This window comes from Flavobacterium gossypii, assembly GCF_014138495.1.
Taxonomy (GTDB): domain Bacteria; phylum Bacteroidota; class Bacteroidia; order Flavobacteriales; family Flavobacteriaceae; genus Flavobacterium; species Flavobacterium endophyticum.
In genome coordinates, this window is sequence record NZ_JACJIS010000004.1 from 109,889 (window position 1) to 127,250 (window position 17,362).

Here is a 17,362-nt window from a genome sequence, read left to right on the forward strand (position 1 = left end):
TTTTTATTTTTTATAGAAAGGCAATTTAACGACTTTTGCCGGAATATCATTTTTTCTGATGCGGATAAAAATCTCGCTATCAGCTCCAGAAAATTCTGTCGTAACATAGCCCAGCCCAATTCCCTTATTCAAAGATGGTGCCATAGTTCCTGAAGTCACAACACCGATAATGTTTCCGTCTTTGTCTACGATTTCGTAGTCGTGGCGAGGGATTCCTCTTTCGGTCAATTCAAAACCGACTAATTTTCTCAATACTCCAGCTTCTTTTTGCTTAAGGAGATTTTCAGAATTGGTAAATTGTTTGGTGAATTTGGTGATCCATCCTAAACCAGCTTCCAAAGGTGATGTTGTGTCGTTGATATCGTTTCCGTAAAGACAGAAGCCCATTTCTAAACGAAGCGTGTCTCTTGCGGCCAAACCGATTGGCTTGATTCCATAAGCTTTACCAGCTTCAAAAACGTTGTTCCAAATCTGCTCGATGTCTGAATTTTTAGCATAGATTTCAAAACCTCCAGAACCCGTATAACCAGTTGCAGAGATGATCACATCAGAAATTCCAGCAAAATCGGCAACTTCAAAGTGATAATATTTAATGGCCGCTAAGTCAACAGATGTTAAGGATTGCATGGCTTCTACGGCTTTAGGGCCTTGAATAGCAAGTAACGAATAGTCGTCAGAGATGTTTCTCATCTCAGCTCCGACATTATTTTTTGTAGAAATCCAGTTCCAGTCTTTTTCAATATTCGAAGCGTTTACTACTAAAAGGTATTGGTCTTCCTTCATTTTATAAACAATCAAATCGTCTACGATACCGCCATTTTCGTTTGGCAGGCAAGAATATTGCGCTTTACCGATAGTCAGCGTAGAAGCATCATTTGAAGTCACTTTTTGAATTAATGCCAAGGCATTCGGACCTGAAATCAGGAATTCTCCCATGTGCGAAACGTCAAAGACACCGACTCCGTTACGAACGGTTTCGTGTTCTGCATTTACTCCTTCATATTGAACAGGCATATTGTATCCGGCAAATGGAACCATCTTAGCTCCTAAACTCTCGTGAATGTGCGTTAACGCAGTATTTTTCATTTGTGTTGATTATAAAAATTAAAGTTTGCTAATTTATTGTTTTTTTTGCAGTTTCAAAGGCGAAACGGCGTGATTTTTTAGGAATATTATAGCTTGTTTTACTACAGCCGAATTATGGTTTTGTTATATTTGGCAATAATCTAAAAAGTAATCATGAAACTAAATATTAAGGCAATTCTACTGGCTGTTTTTCTTTTCCAATCAGTTTTCGCTCAGGCGCAGAAACAGGTAGCCATTACCATAGATGATGTTCCTAATACAAAAAAGTTTCAGCAGGATCGATTCAAGGCACAGCTTCTGAAAAAGCTAGATTCGATGCAGCTCCCAGTCGCTATTTTTATCAACGAAGGAAAGATTTATGCAACGGATTCAGTTTCAAAAAATTTCCAATTGCTCAATGATTGGGCGAAAAGGAAGTATGTCACGCTAGGCAATCATACTTTTAGCCATCCTCGATACTCCGATGTGGGTTTTGATGCTTTTACGAGTGATATTGACAAAGGAGAATCGATTACCAGAGAACTGGCAAAAAAGCTCGGAAAACCGCTAAAGCATTTCCGATTTCCGTTTAATGATTTGGGAAAAGATTCGTTACAGCGTAACGAAATAGAAAATTATTTAGCGCAAAAAGACTACCAGATAACTCCTTTCACCGTTGAAAGCACAGATTGGGCCTTTGATATTGCTTATGAGTATTATCTTGCTAAAGGCGACAAGGCAAATGCTAAGATAATAGGAGAGAAGTATGTCAGCAAGACAATAGAAATTTTTGATTTTTTCGAAGCACAATCTGAATTGCAATTTCATCGTCAGATAAGCCAGATTTACTTGTGTCATGATAATTCTTTAAATGCAGATTATCTGCCTAAAATTATAAGGCTTTTGAAAGCTAAAAAATATACGTTTATCAGCCTAGATGAAGCCTTAAAAGATAAAGTCTACCAGCAAAAAAACAATTACCATAAAAAGTGGGGAATCTCTTGGTTTTACAGGTGGATGACATCTCAAGGAGAAATTAGCCGTGTGATGAAGAAAGAACCGAACAATGAGGAAATAGAAAAATTGTATCCTACGTTACTTAAGCAATAAAAGTAAAGAACAGTCATAAAAAATCCCGATTGTTTGGCAATCGGGATTTACTGAATCAACTAAGATTATTTCTGATCGATATACGTTTTGTTTCCGTTTTTGTTGATGTAATACTTGCCGCCTTTAGGTCCGGTGTATACTTTTTTGCCGTTGTAAAACTCGCCAGACGCCTTATCTTTTACTTCTGCTGCAGATTTTTTAGTTTCCAGTTTAGCAGTAGTAGCTTTTTCTTTGGCTTTTGCCGTTTCTACTTTTGCTTCAGCTTTTGCCTTAGCAGCATCCGTTTTAGCTTCTGTTTTTGATGTGGCCGCTTTTTCTTTCGCTTTAGCGACATCTTTCTTGGCCGTTTCTTCAGCTTTTTTAGCTTTGGCTTCAGCCTTGTCGGCTGCTTTTTTACTATCTGCTTTTGCTTGGGCTACTTCAGCTTTTGCCTTCTTTTGTGTTGTTGTTTCCTGTGCGCTGATGTAGCCGGAAAATAACAAAGCAATTCCTAAAACAATTAATTTTTTCATACTTTGTGTTTTTAATTTGATTTAAAATTAGTAAATTAATTAATACAAATGAATAGATTTGTATTGCAATTAAACTTTTCTACAGTTATGAGATCTCTACTGCTAATAGCGTGCCTAATTTTTATTTCGTCTTGTAAAAATCCGCAAGAAGTTGTCTACAGCGATGCGCTGCTATCGAGCAATCGGAAATATATCGAAGAAAATGCGGCACTTTTAGAAGCGGCCAAGATGAATATAAGCGATACTTCTTTTGTAAGCCTGAAAGAGTATGGAAAGGATTTCTTTTACGACATGAAATATGCGACCGAAGATAATTTTTTGAAAACAAAAGTGTATGACTGTCCGGAATGCTATCTTCGATTCAAGACTGTAAAAGCATTAGTTAAAGCCAATCAGGCATTTGTAAAGCTAGGCTACAAGATCAAGATATACGACTGTTATCGTCCGTTGGATGTACAAAAAAAGATGTGGGCAATAACTCCAAATGCTACCTATGTGGCAGATCCTGAGAAAGGTTCCATTCACAATAGAGGAGGTGCTGTAGATCTTACTTTAACGGATTATAGCGGCAATGAGCTGGATATGGGAACAAAATTCGACCATTTTGGGCCAGAAGCGGCGCATGATTATAAAAATCTTTCAGCCGAAGTTTTGGCAAACAGAAAGCTATTGAAAGACATCATGTTAAGAAACGGTTTCAAGTCTTTTGCTTCGGAATGGTGGCATTATAACTTGACGAATGCTTCAACGCTGCCGATATCAAATTTTGTTTGGGACTGCAAGAATTAATTTAAGCATTTGAGGTTGTCGATAAAGAAATTTTCTGGATACGATTTCTCACCGTTTAATTCAGATACCAATTCTTTCTTCATCACATAATCGATAGTTTCTGTCGCATATTTTACGCGAATCAACGAAACAGGAGATTTTTCCAATTCTTCCATCGTATTTTTCATAAAAAGAAAAGAACCTGATGAGATTCGGATATTTGCGCTTTGCGCTTCATCGCGAACCATAGAACCACAATTACCTTCGTCGGAAATCAACAACGTAATAATCTTTCCATTGGTCAGCTGAAGGTAAATTTTTGAATTTTTATCAAAACAATTGGCCTTGATAAAATCTTTGCTTTTTTGGATAGATTGAAAATTAAGCAAAGGAATATCGCTGGCATTGATCAACGAAAAGAAAATATAACTTGAAGTTCCAGCAAAGTTTTTTTCGTGCACTATCTTTTGTACTGTTTCCTTATAGCTGCCAATAGAATCTGTAAAATTAGAACTGTATTCACATGGTTTTTGGGCATAAAGACCCATCTGAAGCATTAAAAAAGCAATTAAAAGCAATCGTTTCATTATTCTGTTTTTATTTTGGTGCAAAGTAATACTATTTTGTCATTATTCATATCTGTAGTAAAAAAACAGTACAGGTTTCCTCCATCATTTATTTTCCATTTTTTTCTGATATGTTCTACAGTTTCAGGAAAATTGCGGGTTGTTATATTGGCCTTTTTGTTAGATAGAAATTTTTTCATTTCTGCCTTAGTGTAACCTATCTTTTCTTCAATCTGAAAAATTCTTCCAGGAAAGTTCACTAACTCGTCCGAAGTATAAAGATGCGAATGAACATGAAGCTTGTCTAAATTGAATTTATTGCCGACGGCATCAAAAAATCCAGATTTCATGATAGCGCTGTTCGGCTCGTAAAGGTATTTTTTAGGAAGGCCATATTGTGCATGTTCATATTCGTCAAAGGTAAAATCCAGTTTTTCTGTTTTCTCTTTGGTAAGATTCACGGTTTTGACTGCTGCCTTTCCCTGGTGATTTTTTGAAATTTCCCAGAGCAGTTCCTTGACTTCATTCTCGACAGCAACAATATGGATTGCTCTTGCATTGGAGAGTTCTGAGAGTCCGGCCGCGAGGTCTAGGATGGGTGCTGTTTTTATTAATAAGTTTTCAGCATAGTTGAAATAAAATTCTTGCAGTTCGGGAACATTAGGCAGACAGTCTTTTAAAAGAAATACTTTGCCTTTTACATCGCTTCTTCGCGAAGGATCGATATAAATCCAATCAAATTTTCTGTTCAGCTTTTGCAAAATTTCGTAACTGTCATCAGCAAAACACTCAATATTTCTAGCTTGAAGAACTTTAAAGTTATGCTTTGCGATTTCTGATAAGTCAGTATTCATTTCGCAATGCACGACCGATTTCATTTTTTTTGAGAAGTAATAGGCATCAACGCCAAAACCACCTGTCAAGTCGATAAGGCTTTCTCCTGAGACAATTTCTGATTTATAAAATGCGGTATCTTCGGAAGAAGTCTGTTCTACTGATATTTTTGGAGGATAAACAATTCCTTTGGAGTTAAACCACGTAGGAAGCTTATGCTCTGATTTGCTTTTCGCAGCAATTTGGTTGAGCAATAAGGCATAATCGATAGTAGGAAATGGATTTTTTTGAAAAGCCAATTTTGAAATATCTTTTCGAATATTGGCTTCTATAAAATCTTGAACTTCGGATTTTAAAATTTCTGGAATCAAACTAAATGCCTCGGGTTAATATTTTGACAACAGGATTATTAGGGAAAAACTCTTTGGCAACCACTTTAGCAATCGTATAGAGCGGTACAGCTACAATCATTCCTAGTACGCCAAATATAAAGCCGCTGGCAAGAATTACGATAAAGATTTCCAAAGGATGAGAATTGACGCTGTTTGAAAATATCAATGGCGTGGTGATGTTGTTATCGATTATCTGTGCTACAGAATACCCAATCAAGACATATAATGTGGTCGAAAGCATTTCGCCTTGAGATTCCGGATCCATATGACCGAGCATCGTCAGTACGGCTACCAATATCGTTGCGATCAGCGGTCCGATATAAGGAATGATATTCAGCAAAGCAGTAATAAAAGCGATGATGAAAGCATTTTCTACTCCGAATATGAGCAAGACAATCAAATAACAGATAAATAAAATGGTTACCTGTCCGATTAAGCCAATAAAATAACGGCTTAGCAGATGGTTTATCTTTCTGAAAGAATTCAAAATCTTATCTTCATGTTCGTTCGGCAAAATCTTTTTGGCATTTACCGTAAATAACTTTCGGTCTTTTAAGAAGAAGAAAGTAATAAAGATTATGGAACCGATGGCAACTCCAATATTTCCAAGTATGGAAATCAGGGAGTTAAGAAAGTTCGGAATAAAATTTAAGTTTAGTTTCGAAGCTAAATTCGACTCCTTGACCATATTTTCAATATCGATATTATGGCTTGAAAAGTAATTGTTTAATTGTTCAGTCAAATTTGTCAGATCGGCTTCCAATTTGGCGGTATCCAAAAGCGAAAGATTTTCTCCTTGTGAAATAATCAACGGAACGAACATCATGATAAAACCTGCCAAAAGCAAAATGAAGAATAGGAGCGTCACGACAACTGCTACAATATGATTGAATTTCAGCCTTTTCTCTAAAAATTTCACAATCGGATTTCCTATCATACTGACGATTAACGATATGAATAGAAAAAGAATGACGGACTGTATTTTATACAAAAGAAATAATAAAAGTAAAATCCCGGCAGTAATGGCTAAGGCTCGTAATATTCCGTTTCCGATAGTTTTTGAAGTCACCATATTTTTCTTTTTTGTAAGTCTAATGTAGTTAAAAAAAACGGAGTTGTCCTAATTTAAAAGCTTATAATAATTGTTTTGAGGGAATCTTTCTAATTATTAAAAATATAATAGATGATATTGGCGCCCATTTTTAAAGCTTTTTCCCTGACTTCTTTTGGGTCGTTATGGACTTCGGCATCTTCCCAGCCATCGCCTAAATCGGTTTCATAGGTGTAAAGAAGCGCTAGCCTGTTTTCGATAAAGATTCCGAAAGCCTGCGGTCTTTTATTGTCGTGCTCATGAATTTTTGGAATTCCAGAAGGAAAAGAATACGGTTTTTGGAATATAGGATGGTTTGCAGGAATTTCAACAAGATTATTGTTTGGAAAAACTTTTTTTAATTCTTTTCGGATGTATTCGTCCATTCCGTAGTTGTCGTCAATGTGTAGAAAACCTCCCGAAGTCAGATAGTTTCTAAGGTTTATCATTTCAGAATCGCTAAAAACGACGTTTCCATGTCCTGTCATGTGGACAAAAGGATAGGAAAGTAGGTCAGGGCTTCCAGGCTCGACAGTAGCTGGTTTTGAAGCAATTCGAGTATTGATGTTCTGGTTGCAGAACTTGATCAAATTGGGCAATGATGTCGGATTTCCGTACCAGTCACCACCGCCATTGTATTTTAATAAGGCAATTTCTTGGGCATTAGCTCCAAGCGAGAGACACAAAAGGAAAGCGAAATATATTTTTTTCATACGTTTAGGCTTCGGCCAAATTATTCGTTTATAAAAACAACGCTATGGCAGGCAACAACTGCTGCGGTTTCAGTTCTTAATCGTGTATTTCCTAAAGTTACGGGAATATACTTGTTTTCGAGCGCTAGCTTGATTTCCTTTTCAGAAAAATCACCTTCTGGACCAATCAAAATCGTTACATCTTTATTTGGTTTTACAACTTCCTTCAATGATTTTTTGTCGGTTTCCTCACAATGCGCAATCAAGTTCAAGCCTTCACTTTTTTGCTGTTTTATAAAATCTTTAAACAAAATAGGTTCATTCAATTTTGGAAGGTAATAATGCAAAGATTGTTTCATCGCCGACAATATAATTTTGTCAAAACGATCGGTCTTGATGACTTTTCTTTCGGAATGATCGCAGATAATTGGCGTGATTTCGCTGATGCCGATTTCGGTCGCTTTTTCTAAAAACCACTCGAAACGATCGTTCATTTTAGTCGGTGCTACGGCCAGATGCAGGTAGTATTTTGAAGGTTCGCTTTTTTCCGAAGAAACAATTTTTACCAAACATTTTGAATCAGAAGCTAATGTGATTTCTGTTTTGAATAGGTCTCCTAAACCATTGGTTACGTATAAATTATCACCTTCTTTTTTACGTAATACTTTAATAATGTGTTTGCTTTCTTCTTTATCGAAAGAAAAGATTTCGCCGTTTTGGGTAATCGTTGGATTATAGAATAATTGCATACTTAAAAATCAATTCGTGCTTTAGAAACCACTGAGTTGTCTTCAAATTTTGAAGAAAGGTATTTTTGATATCCGACAATTCCAATCATGGCTGCGTTGTCGGTTGTATATTCGAATTTAGGAATAAATGTTTTCCATCCGTATTTTTTTTCTGCTTCTTTCAAAGTTTGTCGGATTCCAGAATTAGCTGAAACGCCGCCACCGATGGCAATCTGTTTTATTCCGGTTTGTGCGACTGCAAGTTTTAATTTGTCCATCAAAATCTGGATAATTGTATATTGTATAGAAGCGCAGATATCATTTAGATTTTCATCTATAAAATTCGGATTTTCCTTTACATTTTTCTGAACGAAATATAAGACAGCCGTTTTTAGTCCGCTGAAACTGAAATCAAGTCCAGGTACTTTTGGTTTCGTGAACGGAAAAGCTTTCGGGTTTCCTAGCTTTGCATATTTGTCAACCAAAGGCCCTCCAGGATAGGGAAGCCCCAATATTTTAGCACTCTTGTCAAAAGCTTCGCCAACAGCATCATCAGTAGTTTCTCCGATAATTTCCATATCAAAAAAGTCATTTACTTTAACGATCTGTGTGTGTCCGCCGCTGATGGTCAAAGCCAAGAAAGGAAACTCAGGTTTATCATAGCCTTCTTCTTCAATAAAATGGGCCAAGATATGAGCATGCATATGGTTGACCGCAATTAATGGAATCTTTAAAGCCAAAGACAATGATTTGGCAAAAGAACTGCCTACCAGCAACGATCCCATGAGCCCAGGACCTTGCGTAAAAGCTATTGCATTTAATTGATTTTTATCGATATTTGCTTTACGAATGGCCATCTCGATAACAGGGACGATATTTTGCTGATGGGCCCTTGAAGCAAGCTCAGGAACGACACCGCCGTATTCGCCGTGAATGCTCTGATTTGCAACAACATTCGACAAGACTTTATTGTCTTGCAGGACGGCGGCTGCAGTATCATCGCAAGAACTTTCGATGGCCAATATAAAAAGAGAGTTATTTCCCATAAAAGGGCACGGATTTTGAATTATATTTGACAAAAATAAAACAATTAAGAGTATCAAAAAATTTAAAAAAATAGTATTTCGTACCTTACTGGGTATAATCCTACTTTTGCTGCTACTCGGCATTGCGCTTTCGCTCCCTTTTGTACAGACTAAAATTGCACATTACGTTACCGAAACTTTAAACGAAGATTACGGGACAGATATCAACGTTGATCAGGTTGCTGTTTCGATTTTCGGCGGCGTAAAGTTGAAAACTGTACTCATTAGGGACCATCACAAAGATACACTGATTTATGCAAATTCCATAAAGACCAATATCTTAAGCTTCAAGAAACTAAAATCTGGGGATTTGATTTTTGGAGATATTTACGCAGACAAGCTCTTCTTTAATCTTAAGAATTATAAAGGCGAAAAGGAATCCAATATCAATGTTTTTGTAAAATTATTTGAAACAGGAAAGAAATCTCCGAAACCTTTCCAGCTGAATGCAGATAATATCTATCTGACCAAGAGCCATTTTAAGGTGACGAATGAAAACGCTGTCACTAAAACAAACGTCGACTTTACGAAGATGGATGCCAGCGTACGCAAGTTCAAGATTTACGGAAGCGACATTACCACAGAAATAAAAAAACTAGCATTTCAAGACCATAGAGGACTGTTTGTCAAAGATCTGACAGGAAAATTCAGCTACTCGAAAGAAAGCATCTTGTTGAAAGAACTTAACCTTTTTACAAAGGAATCCAACTTGAAAGGCAATGTCGTACTGACTTATAAAGAAGGCGGGCTTGCCGACTTTGTGAATAAAGTGCATTTTGATGTAGATGTGGATTCCGCTTCGATTTCCACAAATGACTTGAACCATTTCTACAATGAATTCGGCAAAAACAAAAAGTTTAACTTTTCTACGATCTTAAGCGGGAGCATGAATGATTTCTATACTCGAAATCTGAAATTGGTGGTAGACAATCATTCTCGAATTGTAGGAGATATCAACTTCAAGAATCTTTTTAATCCTGACAAGAATGCTTTTCTTATCCGAGGAGATTTTAAGCGATTGTCCTCTGATTATGCTAACCTGAAAGGCATTTTGCCAAGAATTCTTGGTGAAAAACTTCCTTCTTCGTTGGAATATTTAGGCGATTTTGATATTACAGGAAATGCGGAAGTTACCAAAACAGACGTAAAAGCGGATATCTATCTGACAACTGCCATTGGCGAGCTTGCGGCAGACTTGCAGCTTTTTGATATTGATAATATTGACAATGCTTCATATAAAGGGAATATAAATTTCGAAAAATTTAATATCGGAAGATTTTTAAGACAGAAAGATTTTGGCGCTGTTACGCTGGATTTAGAAGTAGAAGGAAAAGGATTCACGCGAAAATTCTTGGATACCAAAGTAAGCGGTACCGTCTATAGCCTAAATTTCAAAAAATACAACTACAAGAATATTGAAATCGATGGAACTTTTAAAAATCCTTTATTTCAAGGAACGGTACTCGTAAATGATGAAAATCTTAAAATGGATTTCAAAGGCTTGGTAGATTTGAGCAAAAGAGAAAATCGTTATGATTTCCATGCCTTAATCGATTATGCCGATTTAAACAAGCTGCAGTTGGTCAAAAGAGACTCTATTTCGCTTTTCAAGGGAGATATCATGATGCAGGTTACAGGAAACAGCATCGACAATATGTACGGCGATATTGCTATTTCCCAGACGTCTTACCAAAATCAAAAAGACATTTATTTCTTTGATGATTTTACAATACAATCACGCTTTGACGAAAATAGGGTGCGTACTATTTCGATCAACTCGCCTGATATTATCAAAGGGCAGATTGTCGGAAAATACGAATTCAGACAGGTCCCGAAAATTATAGAAAATGCAATCGGTAGTTTATATACCAACTATAAGCCCAATAAAGTCAAGCCAGGGCAGTTTTTAGATTTTAATCTTTCGATATACAATAAACTTGTAGAGGTTTTTCTTCCTGATGTCTCGATAGGAACCAATACGGTCGTTTCTGGAAAAATGACTTCCGACTCTAATGAGTTCAAGATGAATTTTGATTCGCCAGAGATTGAAGCCTATGGCAATTATTTTGACAAAGTTTCGTTGGAAATTGACAATCAAAATCCGCTTTACAATGCGTATATCGAAATGGACAGTATCAAGACAAAGCGATACAAGATTTCGAATTTCAGTACTATTAACGTTAAGTTGGAAGACACGCTCTTTTTTAGAACAGAGTTTAAAGGAGGCAAAGAAAGTAAGGACTTTTTTAATCTGAACGTCTACCATACGATTGACGAAAAGAACAACAACGTTGTCGGTATCAAAAAGTCGGAAGTAAATATCAAGGACTATATGTGGTTCTTAAACGAAAATGATGCGAACGACAACAAGATTGTATTTGATAAGAAGTTTAAAAATTTCTCTATCGAAAACATTTTGATGACGCACAACAACCAGCGAATTGAGCTAGAAGGTATTATGCGAGATAGTACCTATAAAGACATCAAGCTGAGCTTTAATGATGTCAGTTTAGGCAAGTTATTGCCCTCTATGGACAGCCTTCGGGTAGAAGGAAACTTGAACGGAGAAATCGACTTTAGGCAAAACAAAACAGTCTACCAGCCTACATCAACAATTACAATCGACAGTCTGCATGTCAATGAGATCGCCTTGGGTGACCTATCTGTGAAGATACAAGGAAATGAAAACCTGAACCGTTTCAGCGTCAACTCAGTATTGCAAAACAACGACGTAGAAAACTTTATAATAACAGGGGATATCGGCATATTGAATAAGCAGACGCTTTTTGACCTAGATTTTAAGTTTAACAGATTTAACCTTGGAGCATTGAGTCCGCTAGGCGGAAATGTTATTTCAAGAATTCGAGGATTTGCTTCAGGGAATGCCAATTTTGCGGGAACCTTGAAAGATCCACAGATTAATGGAAGACTATTCTTAGACGAAGTTGGACTTAAAGTGCCATACCTTAACGTTGACTATGAATTTGACGAACGTTCGATCGTTGACCTGACGGAAAACCAATTCCGTTTTAACGATGCGAGAATGACCGACACCAAATACAATACAAAAGGCTACTTGACAGGAAGTATCAAACACCAAAATTTCAAAAAATGGGTGCTAGATCTCAACATAAAGTCGGATAGGTTATTGGCTTTGGATACGAAAGATTCAGACGATGCCATGTATTTCGGTACAGCCTTTATCGCTGGAACGGCTTCTATAAAAGGCCCTACAAACGGATTGTTGATTACGGTTGATGCAGAATCCAAACAAGGAACTGCAATCAAGATTCCGATCAATAGCGCATCAGGTGTGGGCAATAATACTTTCATAAAGTTTTTGAGTCCGAAAGAAAAATACAATCAAGAAAATGGTATAGTCGAGCAGGTCGTGAATAATTCGGGTCTTGAGCTGCAGTTTGACTTAAAGATTACGCCTGAAGCAGAAATAGAGATTATCATCGACAGAAATACCGGACATGCGCTGAAAGGCAAAGGTGACGGAACCATGAGGCTGGAAATTAGTACGCTCGGAAAATTCAATATGTGGGGCGATTATCAAGTGAGGGAAGGAGAATACAACTTCAAATATGGCGGTATTATTGACAAAAAATTCTTGGTGAAGAAAGGAAGTTCTATTTCTTGGGACGGAGATCCGCTTCGTGCACGTCTGAATATCGATGCGATTTATAAGACCCAAGCGAATCCAGCTGTTTTGCAAGATAATGCTTCATTCAACAGAAAAGTGCCAGTGGAAGTCGTAATCGGACTTACAGGCAACTTGATGAATCCTGAGCCCGATTTTACGATTAATTTCCCGACAGTAAGCTCGGTGTTGAAATCGGAATTGCAAGTAAAGCTTGACGATAAGGATACACGTGTCAACCAAGCACTTTCGCTTTTGGGTACGGGTAATTTCTTAAGTTCTGAAAATGCAGGAAGCGCAGTTTACGGAAGCTTGTTCGAAAGAGCGAGCGGATTGTTCAATGACCTTTTCCAAGACGAAGACGGTAAGTTTACAGTAGCTCTGGATTATCAGATGGCAGATAGAACGCCGACTGCCGAAACCAGCAGCCAATTCGGAATTGCCATCACGACACAGATCAACGAACGAATTTCTATAGATGGAAAAGTCGGAGTTCCTGTTGGTGGCGTAAACCAGTCGGTTATCGTAGGTAACGTCGAAGTAAAATATAGAGTAAACGAAGACGGAACCTTAAATTTGAGAGTATTCAATCGCGAAAACGACATCAATTACATAGGAGAAGGCATCGGCTATACGCAAGGACTCGGGGTTTCCTACGAAGTCGATTTTGATACCTTAAAAGAACTGTGGTATAAGATTTTCAATATCAAGACCAAAGAAGAAAAAGAAAATGCTGCCGATCATGTTCCGGATTCTGACCTATCGCCAGACTTTATTCAATGGACTCAGGACAGAAGAAAAAAGACCGAAAACCCAAAAACGGAACAACAAAAAGTTCCAGAATCGGAATAAACATGCTCCAATTTTCCCTTTAATTTACAAAAATTATCAACTTCTAGGAGACGGAAATAAAAACTTATCAACGAAATCGATTGAAATTCTAATTGTTTCCTAAATTATTAAAAACCCTACCTTTAAAGTAATATATGTTTGCTAATTTTACATTATTAATAGCAAATAAATGTCAAAAACAATAAAAAAAATCGGCGTGCTGACTTCTGGAGGAGATTCTCCTGGAATGAATGCCGCAATCCGTTCTGTAGTCAGAACCTGCGCCTATCATAATATTGAATGCGTCGGAATTTACAGAGGATACCAAGGAATGATTGAAGGCGATTTTAAAGAAATGGGACCTCGTAGCGTGAACAATATCATTAACAAAGGAGGAACAATCTTAAAGTCGGCTCGCTCGAAAGAGTTCATGACCGAAGAGGGCAGAAAGAAAGCCCATGGCAATTTGGTTGATGCAGGAGTTGAAGCCTTGGTGGTTATCGGAGGAGACGGAAGTTTTACTGGTGGCCTTGTTTTTAATAAAGAATATGGCTTCCCAGTCATGGGAATTCCTGGAACGATCGACAACGATATATTCGGAACTACTCATACATTAGGTTATGATACGGCTTTGAATACGGTAGTAGAAGTAATCGATAAAATTAGAGATACGGCGAGCTCACACAACCGACTGTTTTTTGTGGAGGTTATGGGGCGTGATGCTGGGCATATCGCCTTGAATGCTGGTATCGGTGCAGGAGCAGAAGAAATCCTTATTCCTGAAGAGGATTTAGGATTAGAAAGGCTGCTGGAATCACTTCGCAAAAGTAAATTATCAGGAAAATCTTCAAGTATCGTAGTCATCGCAGAAGGCGATAAGATTGGCAAGAATGTTTTCGAGCTAAAAGACTACGTGGAAGAAAACATGCCAGAATATGATGTACGTGTTTCTGTTTTAGGACATATGCAGCGTGGTGGCGCTCCTTCTTGTTTTGACCGTGTCTTGGCAAGTCGTCTAGGCGTAAAAGCTGTAGAATCTATCTTAGATGGAAAAAGCAACTATATGGTCGGATTACTAAACGACAAGATAGAACTGACTCCTTTGGAACAAGCTATCAAAGGACATTCGCAAATCGACAGAGAATTATTGAGAGTGTCAGACATCATGACAACATAATATTCCCTTCTTTGAAATACATCTGGCAGTGTATTTCTTTTCAAACAAGCAAAATAAACAAATTACATAATCGGCTAAAAGCGCAAGCTTGAAGCCCTAAGCAAGCAAAAAAATGTCAAAAGTAAAATTAGGAATAAACGGTTTCGGTAGAATTGGTAGAATCGTTTTTAGAGAAACCTTCAATAGAGATAATGTAGAAGTAGTAGCCATCAACGATTTATTAGATGTTGAGCATTTGGCTTACCTTTTAAAATATGATTCAGTACACGGCCGTTTTGCAGGAAAAGTGGAAGTAAAAGACGGAAAGCTTTTCGTAAACGACAGACAAATCCGCGTTACAGCAGAAAAAGATCCATCGACATTAAAATGGGACGAAGTAGGAGTGGATGTAGTAGCAGAATGTACAGGAATCTTTACGACTCTTGAAACAGCCAATGCCCACATTAAAGGAGGTGCTAAAAAAGTAGTAATTTCAGCTCCTTCGGCAGATGCCCCAATGTTCGTGATGGGCGTGAACCATACCAAAGCAACAGCATCTGACACGATTGTATCAAATGCATCTTGTACGACCAACTGTTTGGCGCCATTGGCAAAAGTTATCAATGACAACTTCGGAATCGTTGAAGGCTTGATGACAACTATACACGCTACGACTGCAACGCAATTGACAGTTGACGGACCTTCTCGCAAAGATTTCCGTGGCGGAAGAGCTGCCCTTTTAAATATTATTCCAGCTTCAACAGGTGCTGCAAAAGCAGTAGGAAAAGTAATTCCAGAATTGAACGGAAAATTAACAGGTATGTCGATGCGTGTTCCAAACGCAGACGTTTCTGTTGTGGATTTGACTGTAAAACTTCAAAAAGAAACTACTTACGAAGAAATAATGAAAGTATTGAAAAATGCTTCTGAAACAGACTATAAAAACATTATCGGATATACTGAAGATGATGTAGTTTCTCAAGATTTTATCTCTGATTCTCGCACTTCTATCGTTGATGCTAAGGCTGGAATCGGACTAAACTCAACTTTCTTTAAAATTGTTTCTTGGTATGACAACGAATACGGATACTCAAGCAAATTGATTGACCTATCTGTACATATCGCGCAACTGTAATTAATAATTGAATTGTCCCGTCATTAATTTGGCGGGACTTTTTTATTTTTCGGCAACAAATCACTATCGATTTGTGCCAATTATTTTTTCCGTATTTTAGTTTCAGAATCGAACTGCTTATAGCGCAAGATTTGTTTAAAATTCGGAATCGGAAATAAGAAAGAAAGGTGTTCTTATTTCTGCCCATAATACGAAATTAACTAACGACCATAAATGAAATTATTAGTAGACAGTGGCTCAACAAAAGCAGATTGGATTGCATTAGATGATAATGGAAACAAGTTGTTCACCACGCAATCTTTAGGATTAAATCCTGAAGTTTTAGACAAAAAAGAAGTTATCGAGCGTTTGGAAGACCGTTTCGATATCTATCACAATAGAAAAGCAGTCACGCATCTTTTTTTCTATGGAGCAGGATGCGGAACTGACAGAATGAAGAATTCGCTTTCTGAGACTTTCAGGGAGTTTTTCCCAAACGCAGAAGTATCTGTTAAAGAAGATACGTATGCGGCTGCATATGCGACCAATCCGACCAATGAAAGATCAATCATCTCCATCTTAGGTACAGGTTCGAACTGTAGCTATTTTGACGGAGAAGAATTGCACCAAAAAGTGCAGTCGCTTGGCTATATCGCTATGGACGATTGCAGCGGTAACCGCTTTGGCAGGGATTTGATTCGTGCTTATTATTTTGGCAAGATGCCCAAAAAACTCGCTTCTCTTTTTGAAAAAGAGTACGATTTGGATGCCGATGTAATCAAGAACCATCTTTATAAGCAAGCCAATCCGAATGCTTATCTGGCCACCTTTGCAAAATTTTTGATCCAGCACAAGGATGAAGAATTTATCCAGCAATTGGTTTTTGAAGCCATGCAGACTTTTGTAGACAACTATATTACGCAATTTGAAGACTGCCATGAAGTTCCGATTCATTTTGTAGGCTCTATCGCTTTCTATCTGAAAGACGAATTAAAGCTTGTCTTGGAAAAGAACGGCTTGAAAATAGGAAATGTTTTAAGAAGGCCGATTGACGGACTGATAGAATACCACAGGATAAACTAATTATTAGATTAAAGGCTTCGCAGTGGCGGAGCTTTTTTTATGGCGAAATTGTACACAGCACTACTGAATTGTTATTTTGAGCAAGGGAGATGAAGCATTGCAGTACTCCGGTGGCTTTTTTGATACTCCGGCAAGATTTTATAGTACTCCGATGGCATTTTTTGAAAGGGAGGCGAAGCTTTGTAGTGAGGAGAAATGATTTTTGATGCGGAGACAATGTTTTTTAATTCTGACTAATAAGTTATTAAAAAGGCTCGACATAATATATCGAGCCTTTTGTTATTTTAAACCAGCGGATGGTTATTTCATAGCAATCATCGAAATCTCGACATTCACGCCTTTTGGTAATCCAGCCACCTGTACCGTTTCTCTGGCTGGTGCTGTCTTTTCATCAAAGTAGCTTCCATAGACAGTATTTATTTTTGCAAAATTGTTCATGTCCATAATAAAAATAGAAGTCTTTATTACGTTTTCAAAAGTCATTCCAGCTTCTTCAAGAACGGCTTTCATGTTTTCCATTACTTGCTTGGTTTCTGTCTCGATATCATCAAGTACCAGGTCGCCTGTTTCAGGATTGATAGCAATCTGCCCAGACGTAAAAAGCGTATTCCCGAAAGATACAGCTTGGTTGTATGGCCCTATTGGAGCTGGAGCTTTTTCTGTAAAAATTATTTTTTTCATATGCGATTG

The 17,362-nt window shown here is 37.5% G+C and carries 15 protein-coding genes; 6 read left to right on the top strand and 9 right to left on the bottom strand.

The genetic code is table 11. The features are described from left to right. Nucleotides 1–3: 3 nt before the first annotated feature. On the bottom strand, nt 4–1,086 hold the full coding sequence (gene gcvT, locus GGR22_RS15215) for a glycine cleavage system aminomethyltransferase GcvT (RefSeq protein WP_182494356.1): 1,083 nt from the start codon (nt 1,084–1,086) through the stop codon (nt 4–6). A 153-nt stretch (nt 1,087–1,239) separates the two neighbouring features. On the opposite strand from gcvT, the gene GGR22_RS15220 reads away from it, so the two are divergent. After that, nucleotides 1,240–2,175: a polysaccharide deacetylase family protein gene (locus GGR22_RS15220; RefSeq protein ID WP_182494357.1), complete on the top strand. Its 936-nt coding sequence runs from the start codon at nt 1,240–1,242 to the stop codon at nt 2,173–2,175. Between the two features lie 65 nt (nt 2,176–2,240). On the opposite strand, the gene GGR22_RS15225 is transcribed toward GGR22_RS15220, so the two are convergent. Then, nucleotides 2,241–2,687 (bottom strand): hypothetical protein, encoded by a 447-nt coding sequence (locus GGR22_RS15225; protein ID WP_182494358.1) that lies wholly within the window; start codon nt 2,685–2,687, stop codon nt 2,241–2,243. An 87-nt stretch (nt 2,688–2,774) separates the two neighbouring features. Between GGR22_RS15225 and ddpX the strand changes: the two genes are divergently transcribed. Continuing rightward, entirely contained in the window at nt 2,775–3,476 is a 702-nt protein-coding gene (gene ddpX / locus GGR22_RS15230) for a D-alanyl-D-alanine dipeptidase (protein WP_182494359.1), read from the top strand. Here the strand turns inward: ddpX and GGR22_RS15235 are convergent. From GGR22_RS15235 to tsaD, 6 genes are all read right to left on the bottom strand, one after another. After that, entirely contained in the window at nt 3,473–4,042 is a 570-nt protein-coding gene (locus GGR22_RS15235) for a hypothetical protein (RefSeq protein ID WP_121377136.1), read from the bottom strand. The two genes, ddpX and GGR22_RS15235, sit on opposite strands and share 4 nt — an antisense overlap. Then, entirely contained in the window at nt 4,042–5,226 is a 1,185-nt protein-coding gene (locus GGR22_RS15240; RefSeq protein ID WP_182494360.1) for a class I SAM-dependent methyltransferase, read from the bottom strand. Before GGR22_RS15240 ends, GGR22_RS15235 begins: the two co-directional genes overlap by 1 nt. Before the next feature lies 1 nt (nt 5,227). After that, on the bottom strand, nt 5,228–6,319 hold the full coding sequence (locus GGR22_RS15245) for an AI-2E family transporter (protein WP_121377134.1): 1,092 nt from the start codon (nt 6,317–6,319) through the stop codon (nt 5,228–5,230). A gap of 89 nt (nt 6,320–6,408) precedes the next feature. Further along, entirely contained in the window at nt 6,409–7,050 is a 642-nt protein-coding gene (locus tag GGR22_RS15250; RefSeq protein WP_121377133.1) for a DUF4159 domain-containing protein, read from the bottom strand. A gap of 20 nt (nt 7,051–7,070) precedes the next feature. Continuing rightward, a complete protein-coding gene (locus tag GGR22_RS15255; RefSeq protein ID WP_182494361.1) occupies nt 7,071–7,778 on the bottom strand; it encodes a 16S rRNA (uracil(1498)-N(3))-methyltransferase in 708 nt (235 codons plus the stop codon). A 2-nt stretch (nt 7,779–7,780) separates the two neighbouring features. Next, on the bottom strand, nt 7,781–8,803 hold the full coding sequence (gene tsaD / locus GGR22_RS15260) for a tRNA (adenosine(37)-N6)-threonylcarbamoyltransferase complex transferase subunit TsaD (RefSeq protein ID WP_182494362.1): 1,023 nt from the start codon (nt 8,801–8,803) through the stop codon (nt 7,781–7,783). A gap of 106 nt (nt 8,804–8,909) precedes the next feature. On the opposite strand from tsaD, the gene GGR22_RS15265 reads away from it, so the two are divergent. The 4 genes from GGR22_RS15265 (at nt 8,910) to GGR22_RS15280 (ending at nt 16,672) form a co-directional block, all read left to right on the top strand. Further along, on the top strand, nt 8,910–13,340 hold the full coding sequence (locus tag GGR22_RS15265) for a translocation/assembly module TamB domain-containing protein (protein ID WP_182494363.1): 4,431 nt from the start codon (nt 8,910–8,912) through the stop codon (nt 13,338–13,340). A 169-nt stretch (nt 13,341–13,509) separates the two neighbouring features. Beyond that, the gene (pfkA, locus tag GGR22_RS15270; protein WP_182494364.1) at nt 13,510–14,496 is read left to right on the top strand and encodes a 6-phosphofructokinase; all 987 of its coding nucleotides are present in this window, start codon (nt 13,510–13,512) and stop codon (nt 14,494–14,496) included. Between the two features lie 112 nt (nt 14,497–14,608). After that, entirely contained in the window at nt 14,609–15,610 is a 1,002-nt protein-coding gene (gap, locus tag GGR22_RS15275) for a type I glyceraldehyde-3-phosphate dehydrogenase (RefSeq protein ID WP_121377128.1), read from the top strand. Nucleotides 15,611–15,823: 213 nt separating this feature from the next. Continuing rightward, nucleotides 15,824–16,672: an N-acetylglucosamine kinase gene (locus GGR22_RS15280; RefSeq protein WP_121377127.1), complete on the top strand. Its 849-nt coding sequence runs from the start codon at nt 15,824–15,826 to the stop codon at nt 16,670–16,672. Nucleotides 16,673–16,972: 300 nt separating this feature from the next. Here GGR22_RS15280 and GGR22_RS15285 read toward each other — a convergent pair whose 3' ends face one another. After that, nucleotides 16,973–17,353, bottom strand: a complete 381-nt coding sequence (locus GGR22_RS15285; protein WP_182494365.1) for a RidA family protein — start codon at nt 17,351–17,353, stop codon at nt 16,973–16,975. Nucleotides 17,354–17,362: the final 9 nt, after the last annotated feature.